This is a genomic window from Lentzea rhizosphaerae (assembly GCF_042649515.1).
Taxonomy (GTDB): domain Bacteria; phylum Actinomycetota; class Actinomycetes; order Mycobacteriales; family Pseudonocardiaceae; genus Lentzea; species Lentzea aerocolonigenes.
In genome coordinates this window covers 1-10,590 of record NZ_JBHRZI010000016.1, presented here as the reverse complement: position 1 = coordinate 10,590, position 10,590 = coordinate 1, and the positions used below count along the sequence as shown (strand labels likewise).

Genomic DNA, 10,590 nt, shown 5'->3' with positions numbered 1-10,590 from the left:
ACGACGGGCTCGGCCAGGTGAGGGGCTAGGCGGCGCGCCACAACCGTCCGCCGACGATCACGAACACCTCTCCCCCGACCGCCTCCGCCGCAACGACCTCTCCCTTGAGACCGTTCGCCGGACGCTCTTCCTTCTCGGACACCGCCTTGACGCCGTTGTGGTCGACGAAGAGCGTCGGAACCCCGTTGACGGGCACAGGTGCGGCGAGCTTCGCGTCGTCGCCGACCGGGACGTCCGGAGTGGTCAGCTTCTTCCACTCCGGGCCCGACCACCAGGCGAGCTTCCCCTTGCTGCGGCCGACGACGTGGCAGGTGCCGTCCCAGCAGCGGGCGGCCAGCGCGGCGTCGCCGTCCGGGAGGGTGGCGGTGGTCCAGCTCTTGCCGTCGAACTGCCAGACGGCCGCGCTGACCGCGCCCTTCGCGATCTGCCAGCCGACGACGAGCGCACCGTCACCGTTCGGCGTGACCGCGAGCGGGAAGCGCAGGAGCTCCTGCGAACTCTCCAGGACGGTGCCGAGGGACGGCTGGCGGCTCCACGTCTCCGCGGCGTAGGTCCACACCGCGATGTCGAGGCCCGCCTTGTCGCTCTGCCAGGTACCGATGATCAACGGCCCCTGCTTCGTGCGGACCGGGCCGATCAGCTCGCCCGCGCCGTAGCCGCCGAACGTGCTGAAACCCTGCGGCTTCTCGGTGATCTGGCGGGTGTCGCCGGTCCAGGCGCTCCACCGGACGTTGCCGTGCGCGCCGCCGCGTTCGCCACCGACACCGGTGATCGTGGTGCCGTCGGAGGTGATCCCGTACCAGTGCGCTTCCTTGCCGTACGGGGTGGTCGGGATCAGCTTGGAGTTGACGAGCGCGCCGTTCTCGCCGCGCACGACCAGTTCCGGGTGATCGGCCGGGCGGGTGCCGACCAGGAGCTGGTTGCCGTGGGTGGCGAGCGTTTCCGGAGTCGCCGAGAGGTCGACCGCGGCGAAGCCGAGCGAGTCGCCCCCGCCGGTCGGCGCGCAACCGGTGAGGACCAGCAGAACCGCGAGCGTCAGCCTCCGCATGCGGGAAAGTATGACCACATGCGCCCCGAACCCGGTCAGGTTCTGCACTTCTCCGAAGATCCTTCGATCACCCGTTTCGTCCCGCACCTCGCCGCGACCGCGCAACAGCCCGGCGAGTACGTGTGGGCGGTGGACGCGAGCCGCTCCCCCGACTACTGGTTCCCCCGGCAGTGCCCGCGGGTGATGGCGTGGACGATCTCCGGCTCGTCCGACGTGGACCGCGACCGGATCATCGGCCGACCCTGTGGCCGTTCTGGGACGCGGTCACCGGCAGCACTCTCGAGTGGAGCGGCATCAGGCTGAGGAACGCTCGACCTCGGTGACTGGAATGATCAGCCGCTATGCGGGTGCTGCTGGTGGAGGACGACGAGCCGATCGCGGAATCGCTCACGCGCGGGCTGTCCCGTTACGGGTTCGAGGTCCGGTGGGTGCGCACGGGCGCGGAGGCGCTCGCCGACGACGAAGAGGCCGCGATCGTGCTGGTCGACCTCGGGCTGCCCGACATGGACGGCCTGGACGTCTGCCGCGAGCTGCGGGCCCGCGGTGACGTGCCGATCATCGTGATCAGCGCGCGGTCCGACGAGGTCGACCGGGTGGTCGGGCTGGAGATCGGCGCCGACGACTACGTCACCAAGCCGTTCGGCGTGCGGGAGGTCGTCGCCCGGATGCGCGCGGTGCTGCGGCGCGTGCAGCCGGCCAGGTCCGAACCGGCGCAGGAGCACGGGCGGGTGCGCATCGACCGGCGCGGGCGGCGCGTGCACCTCGACGGTGCCGAGCTGGAGCTGACGCCGAAGGAGTTCGACCTGCTCTCGTTCCTGGCCGAGGAGCCGGGTGCGGTGTTCACCCGCGAGCAGATCATGGAGGCCGTGTGGGACGAGAACTGGTTCGGTCCCACCAAGACGCTGGACGTGCACGTGGGGGTGCTGCGCCGCAAGCTCGGTGACGCGGCGTCCCTGGAGACCGTGCGGGGCGTGGGATTCCGGCTGGTGCTCACGTGATCCGCCAACTCGTCTGGAGCTACGTGCTGCTGGTCGCGGTGGCGATCGCGGCGTTCACCGTGCCGGTGGCGTTCACGCTGAACAACCAGCTCTACGGCGACGCCGAGAACACCGCGCGCCGCGAGGCCGACACCGCCGCGCTGCTGCTCGCCTCCGGTGACACCCGGTCGTTGAGCGCGCTCGTCGACGCCTACGAACGGCAGACGCCCGGCAAGATCGACGTGCTCGGGCCCGAGGTGCCGCCCGGCAAGGTCTGGGACTCCGAGGGCCTGAAGCTCACCGTGCAGGCCGCGCGGCCGGACGGCACGATCGTCGGCGCGATCCGGCTGTCCTATCCGGACGACCCGATCATCGACCGGCTCTGGTACATCTGGGGGTTCCGCGCCGCGCTGGCGGTCGGGGTGCTGGTCGTGGCGGCGTTCCTCGGGCTGTGGCTCGCGCGGAGGGTCACCCGGCCGTTGCGCGAGCTGAACGCGATGGCGGGCCGGCTGCGCGACGGCGACCTGACCGCGCGGGCCGAGGAGACCGGGCCGCCGGAGACCCGCACGCTCGCGCGGACGCTGAACACCGCGACCGAGACGATCGGCACGCTGGTCGGCTCGCAGCGGGCGTTCATCGGCGACGCCTCGCACCAGCTGCGCACGCCGCTGACCGCGTTGCGGCTCTCTCTCGACAACGTGGCCGACGGCGTCGACGACCCCCACGTGCGTGAGGACGTCGAGATGGCGACGGCCGAGGTCGTGCGGATGTCGCGCCTGGTCAACGGGCTGCTCGCGCTGGCGCGGGCCGAGGCGAACGTCGCCCACCCCGAGCCGGTGCAGGTGCTCGACGTCGTCGCCGAGCGGTTCACCGCCTGGCGCGCCGCCGCCGACGAACGCTCGATCTCGCTGGTCAGCGAGGGTTTCGACATCCGCGTGCTCGCGACGCCGGGGCACCTCGAGCAGGTGCTGGACAACGTGCTGTCCAACGCGCTCGAGGTGTCCCCCGACGGCGGCACGATCCTGGTCCGCACCACCCGGCCCGGCCTGCTGGAGGTCATCGACTCCGGGCCCGGCCTGCCCGACGCGGACCGCGCGCGGGCGTTCGACCGGTTCTGGCGCGGTCAGGGCCTGACCGGCAAGGGCGGGTCCGGCCTGGGCCTCGCGATCGTGAAGCAACTCGTCACCGACGACGGCGGTTCGGTCGGCCTGGCCGCCGCGTCGGGTGGCGGGCTGTGCGTGCGGATCAGGCTTTCTCCGGCATAGCCGACGAGTGGTGGTTCACGATGAGCCACTTCCCGTCGATCTTCTCGTAGACGAACGTGTAGCGGGCGTCCACGGTGGTCGCCTTGCCGTCCTGGGTGAGCGCGAACCGGTACGTGCCCGCGTCGATCGCGTCGTCGGCGTTGAGGACGGCGACGTGCGAGTCGAGGATGGTGCCGCTCGGCTTGCTCTTCAGGAACTTCACGAAGTAGTCGACGATCTCGGCGCGGGTGGACCGCACCTGGTTCGACACCGTGGGCAGCAGGACCGCGTTCGGAGCGTAACGGTCGGCAACCTTCTCGGGGTCACCCGTCGCGAGGGCCGCGTTCCAGTCGGCGAACAACGCCTGGATCTGGTCGGCGGCCGGCTTCTCGTCGGTCTTGGGGGCGGTCTGCGCTGGGGCGCTGGAGCAACCGACAACGAGAGCGGCAACTCCTGCCAGACCGGCAGCTCCCAGGATGCTCTTACGCAATGTCATCACCCATCCGTTCGTGTGGCTGTTGACCTCCACTTTCGGGTTAGGCGAGGAAGCGTTCGGACAGGTGATCTCCAGCGTTCGGACAAGCTTTCGGAAAGCCTGGTAAATGTGGACGTATGGGACTTCTCAGCGGAATGATGGGGAACGCGTCGAAACTCGACCCGAGGGCGGCCGCGAGTGAGTTCGGACGGCTTTTGGCGCAGGGGGAACAGATCCACGCGGCGTACCAGTTGGTGCGCGACTCGTTCCTGTTCACCGACCGGCGGTTGATCCTGGTCGACAAACAGGGCATGACGGGCAAGAAGGTCGAATACCACTCGGTGCCGTACAAGGCGATCACCCAGTTCTCGGTGGAGACGGCCGGTCACTTCGACCTGGACGCGGAACTGAAGATCTGGGTCTCGAGCAGCGACGTGCCGATCTCCAAGCAGTTCGGCAAGGGCGTCGACGTCTACGAGGTGCAGGCGCTGCTGGCGGCGTTCGTGGCGCGGTAGTCGTCGACGACGACCGGCGCGTGCGTGGCGGTGAGCCGGGGCTGCGAGGCCAGCACGACGACGATCTCGGCCAGCCCGAGGAGCAACGCGGTCACGACGGTGCTGGTGTCCAGCAGGACGTTCAGCACGGTCAGGACGGCGGGCGCGACCCTGCTGCGGACCAGCACTCGCATGATGACGGTGGCGCAGCGGGTGGTGGACATTTCCGTTCCCTTCCAACGATTTCGCTCTCACAGATACGTCGAAGCAGCACCCGCGGTTTCGACGTCCGAGCGCGAAAATCTGGGCTGCGCAACGAAAAATCCCCCACAGGCACGTGGCCTGCGGGGGATTTCGCTTGCGGGGTCTAGCGAACCTGCAGCATCGGGCGGAACCGGTCGCGGTAGGCCCACGCCAGCCCGATCTCGGCGGCGACCACCACGACCGCGATGCCGATGCCCGACGGCTCCAGGAAGACGTGGAACAGCAGGATGTTCACGACCATCGGGGCCAGCAACGCGAGCGCCAGCGGCACGAACCGGCCGGCGACCAGCAGGACACCGGCGAGGAGCTGGACACCGGACGCCAGCTGCAGCATGTAGCCGGTGGCGTAGAGCGCGGCGCTGAACGCGACACCCGCGGGCGCCAGCGTGCTCGGGTCCGGCGCGGGCATGAAGTTCAGGAACCCGTTCAGGCCGGTCGTGGCGAAGAGCAGGCCGACGAGAACGCGGGTCACGATCGTGGCGTAGCGGCCGACGGCGATCTTGCGGGCGGCGGGGGCGGCGGTGGCGGTGGCGGTCATGTCGTGTTCCTCCTGGGCTCTCGTGTCCTTCCACTGATGCGTCGAACGGCCACCGCACCGGATCGACACAACGCCCGGAAAAATCTTGAAAAACTTGTTCGCGCTGGTCAGGCGCGCGCCGCGCGGACGTACTCCGCGACCGGGCTGAGCTTGAGCCAGTCCGGCAGTCCGCGCACCACCCAGCGCGGGCCGGTCAGCTCGATCGTGCCCGCGCGCACGGCGTCGAGCAGCTCGAACTCCCCCTCCCACATCCGGTACAGCGTGGCGATGTCGGATGCCAGCACCGCGTCGACCTCCAGCCCGGGGTCGGTGTAGCAGATCGAGGCGTCACCGGGCTCGAGGACGAGCCAGAACGTGCGGCGCCGGTCGTTGATGCGGAACTCGATGTTCGCGCGGCGGCTCAGGCTGCCGGTGTCGATGCGGCCGTGCATCCACCACATGAGGACCTCGGGGTCGAGCTCGTCCGCGCGCGGGTCGCCGAACGCGTACCGGGCGCCCCAGTCGGCGAGGCCGAACACCAACGGGCGCAAGGCCTGCCCCGCCGGCGTCAGGGTGTAGCCGTCACCGGTGCGCTGGACGAGCCCGGCTGCGGCGAGCTGCCGCAGCCGCCGGGACAGCAGGGCGCGCGAGAGTCCGGGCAGGCCGCGGGAGATCTCGTTGAAGCGCGAGGCACCGACGAGCATGTCCCGCACGATCAGCAACGTCCACCGGTCGCCCAGCACCTCGACGGCGCGGACGATCGGGCAGTACTGCGCATACGTCCTCACATGGGACAGTTTCCGTCCGTGCGGGCGTTTCGTTACCGCCGTCCGGTTCACTTTCAGAACTACCTGCGGGGCTTGCGCGTTCTTACGTTCATCGCATGACAACTCTTGAAACACCCCGAGTGACCAGCACGTTCCCGACCGTCACCAGAGACGACGACGCCAAGTTCGTGGACCTGGCCGCCCGCATCGGCGCGATCGCCGCGGCCCACGCCCCCGAGCACGACCGAGACGCCACGTTCGTGAGCGAGGCCTACGAGGCCATGCGCGAGGAGGGCTACCTGGCGTTGGCCGTACCCGAGGAGCTGGGCGGTCTCGGCGCCACGATGCGCCAGGTCTGCTACGCGCAGGCCGAGCTCGCCCGGCACGACGGCGCGACCGCGCTGGCCGTCACCATGCACCTGTACCTGACGCTGATGCAGGGCTACCGGCGCCGCAAGGGCGCGCCGGACGCGGAGGGCGTGCTGCGGCGCGTGGCCGCGGAAGGCCTGGTCATCGCCACCAGCGGCGGGTCGGACTGGCTGTGGCCGACGACGACCGCGACGCCGGTGGACGGCGGGTTCCTGGTGTCGGGGCGCAAGACGTTCTGCAGCCAGTCGCCGCGGGCGAACGTCGTGGCCACGTCGGCCGTGCTGGGCGAGGAGGTGCTGCACTTCAGCGCACCGTTGAACGCCGACGGCGTGCGCATCGAGGAAACGTGGGACACGCTCGGCATGCGCGGCACGGCGAGCCACGACGTCGTGCTGGAGGACGTGTTCATCCCTGCCGAGAAGATCGCGGCACGCCGGCCGTACGGGGAGTTCGGCGCACCCCTGTTCGCGGCGGTCGTCCACTTCGCGCCGGTGTGCGGGGCGACGTACTTCGGCATCGCGGCCGGTGCGCGGGACGTGGCCGTGCGGTCGACGTCGAAGAACGCCGTGCGGCAGATCGGGTTGATGGACTACAAGCTGCGCACCGCGTGGTGGTCGCTGATGGGATCGATCGACGAGCTCGGCGAGGACTACACGGCGGGCGCCGAGGCGGTCACCACGGTGATGCTCGCGAAGCGCCAGGCCGTCGTCGAGGCGGTCGAGGTCGTGAACATCGCGATGGAGGTCCTGGGTGGACGGTCGTTCTTCAAGCGCTCACCGCTGGAACGCGCCTACCGCGACGTGCGCGCCGGAACGTTCCACCCGCTCACGCCGGAAGCCACACTCGTGTACGCGGGCAAGGTGGCGCAGGGTGACCCGGGAGTGACGGAATAGCTTCAAGTTGTAGGCCTGCCAAGGCTTTGCGAGGATTGCGGCCCGCTACTTCGAAGGAGCGATTCCGGTGGCCACTCGCCTCAACCCGTACCTGCGCTTCGACGGCACCGCGCGTCAGGCGATGGAGTTCTACCAGTCGGTCTTCGGCGGCGAGCTGAAGATGAACACCTTCGGCGAGTTCGGCATGCAGGACTCCCCGCAGGCCGACCAGATCATGCACGCCCAGCTGGAGACCGAGGCCGGCTACACCCTGATGGCCTCCGACACGCCGCCCGGCATGCCCTACAACCCGGGCGACACGATCACGGTCTCCCTGTCCGGTGACGAAGAGGTGCTGAAGGAGTACTTCGCCAAGCTCGCCGAGGGCGGCAAGGTCGGTACGCCGCTGGAGAAGCAGATGTGGGGCGACGAGTACGGCGACCTCACCGACAAGTTCGGCATCAGCTGGATGGTCAACCTGGGCGGACTGGGCTGACGCGCCGAGATCGTGGGGGCCGGGGTCTCCGTGGTGGCCCCGCCCGCCGCGTTGTCGCATCATGTGGACCATGAGCGAGCGTCTGCGCGGCGTGGTCGACCAACTCGCGATCCGCCCGGACGAACGGGTGCTGGAGATCGGCTGCGGGCAGGGCGTGGCCGCCACGATGGTGTGCCAGCTGCTGTCCACCGGCACGCTCACCGCGATCGACCGCTCGACGAAGATGGTCGAGGCCGCGACCCGCCGCAACGCCCCGTACGTCGCCACCGGCAAGGCCGAGTTCCTCATCGCGTCGCTGGAGGACATGAACCTCGGCGACCGCAGGTTCGATCTGGTCTTCGCGGTGCGGGTGGGACTGTTCCACCGCGAACCCGACCGGGCGCACGCGTTGTTGCGCCCGTGGCTGGCACCGGGCGCACGCGTGCTGTCGTTCTTCGACGTGCCGGTCTAGTGTGACCAGCTCACCAGGCAGAACGGGTGGCCGGCGGGATCCGCGTAGACGTGGAACCGCTCGCCACCGCCTTCGAGTCGCCGCGCTCCCAACGCCAGCACCTGCTCGCCCGCCGCCGCGAGGTCGTCGACCCGCACGTCGAGGTGCATGCGCGCGGATTCCTGCGGCCACCGCGGTGGTTGCCGGCCCTCGACCCGTGCGAACGCCACGCCAGGACGGTCCGGGGCGTCGCCGATGACGACGAAGTTCGGGTCGTCCTGGACCCGCACCATGCCGAGCAGCGTCGCGTAGAAGTCCGCGAGGGACCGCGGATCAGGGCAGTCGATCACCAGGCCGTGCCATCGTCCGATCATGCGCGGGATCGTGACACCGCATGCGGACAGCGACTGTCCTGGATCACTGGATCCGCTTGAGCAGGTCTTCGATCAGCTTCTTCGACGGCTCCACCCCGGCCGGCGAGATGACCTCGATCTGGGTCTTGCCCTTGCGCGCGGCGACCGTGTGCTGGGTCGTCTCCGACCCGCCGGCCGCGGTCTCGTAGGCCTCGTCCTGAAAGCCCTCGATCGCCTTGGCGTTCTCCGGCTTGCCCTTGGCGAACGACGCGGCCGTCGCGTTCGTCGTGAACCGCACCTCGACCGGCATGCCCGAGCCCACGTACCTGCAGGTGGTGACGGACTTCTCGACGGTCTGCTGCTGGCCCTGCAACCGCAGCCCGAGCGCCTTGCCCACGACGGACGAGTTGGCGTTGGCGCAGTTCGGACCGTTGCCCGCAGGCTGCTCGACGGTCGTCGGGGTCGTCGGCGTCTGCGTCGGGGCGGCGTCCGGCGTGGAGGTGCAGGCGGCGAGCAGGAACGCGGCGGCGGCGAGGAGGGGGATGCGCACATCCCTACATCGACCGCGCCGCCGCCGCGTTACCCCGATCAGGCGCCGTCGCCCGGTCCGCTTGCCGATGTCGTTGATCCGGTCGAGGACCGCCACCGCCGCCGGGGTCACCGTGTCCTCGACGGCGGCGACCAGCGTGGGGTTCGCGGGTCGGCTTGAGGTGGTTCGGCGCGGGTTCCAGCGGGGTGGTCACCTTTTGCTGTGTGGTCGCCTTGTGTTGGTGGTTGCGCGGGTTGTATGACGAGCTTTGGTTGCGTCATCGCCGCTTCGCGACGATTGCGATTGGGGCTTGACTTCGGGGCCCTTGCGAGGCGCTCATCGGCCTTAAAAAGCCGGGCATAGAAGCGCCCGGCCGATCCAACCAGCGTAGCACCTCGCACCCAAAGTCAAGCCCCAATAGCAAGCGTGCGTGGTCGCCTTTGTTGGTCGGCTCACCTCATTACCGCTTGCCCGATGACGTATTGCCCTGTCCGGCTCGGCTTCGCCATCGCGGTTGTTGGGTGCTTGGCTTCGGCTCCGCGAGATTGAGTGCACTGGACGTGACCACACGGGACGCCCATGCGGGATTACCTCTGCGGGACTAGCTCCGCAGGATTGATCTCAGGGGATTGCCCTCGCCGGATTAGCCTCGCGGGAATCGCCTCGCGGAATTGTCTCTACGCGGCTGTAGTACCACGAGGCAGGGGGGCAACGGCCGCCCCATGCCGCCGTTGGTTCTCGGCGTTGGCGAGAGTGCCTGGCCGTGGCCGGGGCGGCCTTCATCGGCACCGCCTGGCCGTGGTCAGGCGGTGTTGATCAGGTTGCGCCTGGGCCTTCGCTGGGGATCGAGCCAGGCCGGAGGGTAGAAGGTCGGGATGCCGTTGGTCATCTTGACTTCCCACTTGCTCTGGTGGATCAGCGTGTGGTGCGAGCGGCACAGCAGCACCGCGTTGTCGACCGAGGTGTCCCCGCCGTCGGCCCAGTGGCGGACGTGGTGGCCGTCGCAGTGCCGGGGCGGTCTGTCACAGCCCGGGAAGGCGCAGCCACGATCCCTGAGGACCAGGGCCCGGCGGATCCGGGCCGGGAAGGTACGAGTCTTGCGGCCGATGTCCAGTGGCTGGCCCTCGCCGCCCAGTACGGCGGGGATGATGCCCGCGTCGCAGGCCACCCGGCGGAGCTGATCGGCGGGGAGGTGCTCGCCGGTGTCCAGCATCGCCTCGCCCACCTGCTTGACCAGGTCCTCATAGCGCATCGTCACCGTCATCGTGACCGGCTCACCGCCGTGCTCGGGGAGTTGGTCGGCGCGCAGCATCAGGTCGATCAACTCGGCCAGGGCGTCGCCTTCGCGCTGCGAGCGGGTGCGCGGGTCCGGGCCCTCCCCGGTGTCCGGACGCGGCTTGGCCAAGGGATCGAGCAGCGCCTCGTACTTGGCGCCGGTGACCTTGTCCAGCTTCGCCCGGATCTCCAGCCGCCCGTTCTTCCACTGCAACGAATGCTCATTCGCAGGCGGCGGCGTCGGGTCGGGCTCGCGGGGCTCGGGGTCATCCTGGTAGAGGGAGTAGGCGAGTTTCCCGCCCAGGGTGCGCACGGTGCGGGGCTCGAAGGTGCGGGCGTAGCCCACCACGGTCGCCTCGTGTTCGGCGGGCACGGTCTTCATCACCGCGGCGACGGCCGCGACGTGCTCGACCGACAACGCGCCCTCGGCCACCGCCTCCGCCGTCAGCGGAAGCACCGGAGCCAGTTCACTACCGGTCG

The 10,590-nt window shown here is 69.5% G+C and carries 15 protein-coding genes; 7 read left to right on the top strand and 8 right to left on the bottom strand.

What is annotated here, in order from left to right:
• Positions 1-25: 25 nt before the first annotated feature.
• Positions 26-1,048 carry a hypothetical protein gene (locus ACFOWZ_RS21480; RefSeq protein WP_382375162.1) on the bottom strand — a complete coding sequence of 341 codons (1,023 nt, stop codon included), beginning with the start codon at positions 1,046-1,048 and terminating at the stop codon, positions 26-28.
• Between the two features lie 18 nt (positions 1,049-1,066).
• Between ACFOWZ_RS21480 and ACFOWZ_RS21475 the strand changes: the two genes are divergently transcribed.
• The 3 genes from ACFOWZ_RS21475 to ACFOWZ_RS21465 are packed head-to-tail and all read left to right on the top strand — an operon-like array spanning position 1,067 to position 3,290.
• Positions 1,067-1,351 carry a DUF6886 family protein gene (locus ACFOWZ_RS21475; protein ID WP_382375160.1) on the top strand — a complete coding sequence of 95 codons (285 nt, stop codon included), beginning with the start codon at positions 1,067-1,069 and terminating at the stop codon, positions 1,349-1,351.
• 38 nt (positions 1,352-1,389) lie between these two features.
• Complete coding sequence (locus ACFOWZ_RS21470; protein ID WP_382375158.1) at positions 1,390-2,046, top strand: response regulator transcription factor; 657 nt, start codon at positions 1,390-1,392, stop codon at positions 2,044-2,046.
• Positions 2,043-3,290 (top strand): sensor histidine kinase, encoded by a 1,248-nt coding sequence (locus tag ACFOWZ_RS21465; RefSeq protein WP_382375155.1) that lies wholly within the window; start codon positions 2,043-2,045, stop codon positions 3,288-3,290. Before ACFOWZ_RS21470 ends, ACFOWZ_RS21465 begins: the two co-directional genes overlap by 4 nt.
• On the opposite strand, the gene ACFOWZ_RS21460 is transcribed toward ACFOWZ_RS21465, so the two are convergent.
• On the bottom strand, positions 3,271-3,765 hold the full coding sequence (locus ACFOWZ_RS21460; protein ID WP_382375153.1) for an SgcJ/EcaC family oxidoreductase: 495 nt from the start codon (positions 3,763-3,765) through the stop codon (positions 3,271-3,273). The genes ACFOWZ_RS21465 and ACFOWZ_RS21460 overlap by 20 nt on opposite strands.
• A gap of 116 nt (positions 3,766-3,881) precedes the next feature.
• Here ACFOWZ_RS21460 and ACFOWZ_RS21455 point away from each other — a divergent pair, with 116 nt between their 5' ends.
• Positions 3,882-4,259, top strand: coding sequence for a PH domain-containing protein (locus ACFOWZ_RS21455; protein WP_030473407.1), 378 nt, complete (start codon positions 3,882-3,884; stop codon positions 4,257-4,259).
• Here ACFOWZ_RS21455 and ACFOWZ_RS21450 read toward each other — a convergent pair.
• From ACFOWZ_RS21450 to ACFOWZ_RS21440, 3 genes are all read right to left on the bottom strand, one after another.
• Positions 4,217-4,462, bottom strand: coding sequence for a hypothetical protein (locus ACFOWZ_RS21450; RefSeq protein WP_382375151.1), 246 nt, complete (start codon positions 4,460-4,462; stop codon positions 4,217-4,219). The two genes, ACFOWZ_RS21455 and ACFOWZ_RS21450, sit on opposite strands and share 43 nt — an antisense overlap.
• Before the next feature lie 143 nt (positions 4,463-4,605).
• Positions 4,606-5,040, bottom strand: a complete 435-nt coding sequence (locus ACFOWZ_RS21445; RefSeq protein ID WP_382375149.1) for a hypothetical protein — start codon at positions 5,038-5,040, stop codon at positions 4,606-4,608.
• Between the two features lie 107 nt (positions 5,041-5,147).
• The gene (locus ACFOWZ_RS21440) at positions 5,148-5,807 is read right to left on the bottom strand and encodes a winged helix-turn-helix transcriptional regulator (protein ID WP_382375147.1); all 660 of its coding nucleotides are present in this window, start codon (positions 5,805-5,807) and stop codon (positions 5,148-5,150) included.
• A gap of 95 nt (positions 5,808-5,902) precedes the next feature.
• On the opposite strand from ACFOWZ_RS21440, the gene ACFOWZ_RS21435 reads away from it, so the two are divergent.
• The 3 genes from ACFOWZ_RS21435 (at position 5,903) to ACFOWZ_RS21425 (ending at position 7,974) form a co-directional block, all read left to right on the top strand.
• Positions 5,903-7,048 carry an acyl-CoA dehydrogenase family protein gene (locus ACFOWZ_RS21435; RefSeq protein ID WP_382375145.1) on the top strand — a complete coding sequence of 382 codons (1,146 nt, stop codon included), beginning with the start codon at positions 5,903-5,905 and terminating at the stop codon, positions 7,046-7,048.
• 67 nt (positions 7,049-7,115) lie between these two features.
• Positions 7,116-7,523 carry a VOC family protein gene (locus tag ACFOWZ_RS21430; RefSeq protein WP_382375143.1) on the top strand — a complete coding sequence of 136 codons (408 nt, stop codon included), beginning with the start codon at positions 7,116-7,118 and terminating at the stop codon, positions 7,521-7,523.
• Between the two features lie 70 nt (positions 7,524-7,593).
• Positions 7,594-7,974 (top strand): class I SAM-dependent methyltransferase, encoded by a 381-nt coding sequence (locus tag ACFOWZ_RS21425; protein ID WP_382375141.1) that lies wholly within the window; start codon positions 7,594-7,596, stop codon positions 7,972-7,974.
• On the opposite strand, the gene ACFOWZ_RS21420 is transcribed toward ACFOWZ_RS21425, so the two are convergent.
• The 3 genes from ACFOWZ_RS21420 to ACFOWZ_RS21410 form a co-directional block, all read right to left on the bottom strand.
• Positions 7,971-8,327 carry a VOC family protein gene (locus ACFOWZ_RS21420; RefSeq protein ID WP_382375139.1) on the bottom strand — a complete coding sequence of 119 codons (357 nt, stop codon included), beginning with the start codon at positions 8,325-8,327 and terminating at the stop codon, positions 7,971-7,973. The genes ACFOWZ_RS21425 and ACFOWZ_RS21420 overlap by 4 nt on opposite strands.
• 43 nt (positions 8,328-8,370) lie before the next feature.
• The gene (locus tag ACFOWZ_RS21415) at positions 8,371-8,967 is read right to left on the bottom strand and encodes a hypothetical protein (protein ID WP_382375137.1); all 597 of its coding nucleotides are present in this window, start codon (positions 8,965-8,967) and stop codon (positions 8,371-8,373) included.
• Positions 8,968-9,637: 670 nt separating this feature from the next.
• On the bottom strand, positions 9,638-10,590 hold a 953-nt coding region (locus ACFOWZ_RS21410; RefSeq protein WP_382375135.1), incomplete at its 5' end, for an HNH endonuclease signature motif containing protein.

Coding starts and splice junctions, on each gene's coding strand:
- ACFOWZ_RS21480 (WP_382375162.1), bottom strand. CDS start 1,048: ATGCGGAGGCTGACGCTCGCGGTTCTGCTGGTCCTCACCGGTTGCGCG.
- ACFOWZ_RS21475 (WP_382375160.1), top strand. CDS start 1,067: ATGCGCCCCGAACCCGGTCAGGTTCTGCACTTCTCCGAAGATCCTTCG.
- ACFOWZ_RS21470 (WP_382375158.1), top strand. CDS start 1,390: ATGCGGGTGCTGCTGGTGGAGGACGACGAGCCGATCGCGGAATCGCTC.
- ACFOWZ_RS21460 (WP_382375153.1), bottom strand. CDS start 3,765: ATGACATTGCGTAAGAGCATCCTGGGAGCTGCCGGTCTGGCAGGAGTT.
- ACFOWZ_RS21455 (WP_030473407.1), top strand. CDS start 3,882: ATGGGACTTCTCAGCGGAATGATGGGGAACGCGTCGAAACTCGACCCG.
- ACFOWZ_RS21450 (WP_382375151.1), bottom strand. CDS start 4,462: ATGTCCACCACCCGCTGCGCCACCGTCATCATGCGAGTGCTGGTCCGC.
- ACFOWZ_RS21445 (WP_382375149.1), bottom strand. CDS start 5,040: ATGACCGCCACCGCCACCGCCGCCCCCGCCGCCCGCAAGATCGCCGTC.
- ACFOWZ_RS21435 (WP_382375145.1), top strand. CDS start 5,903: ATGACAACTCTTGAAACACCCCGAGTGACCAGCACGTTCCCGACCGTC.
- ACFOWZ_RS21425 (WP_382375141.1), top strand. CDS start 7,594: ATGAGCGAGCGTCTGCGCGGCGTGGTCGACCAACTCGCGATCCGCCCG.
- ACFOWZ_RS21420 (WP_382375139.1), bottom strand. CDS start 8,327: ATGATCGGACGATGGCACGGCCTGGTGATCGACTGCCCTGATCCGCGG.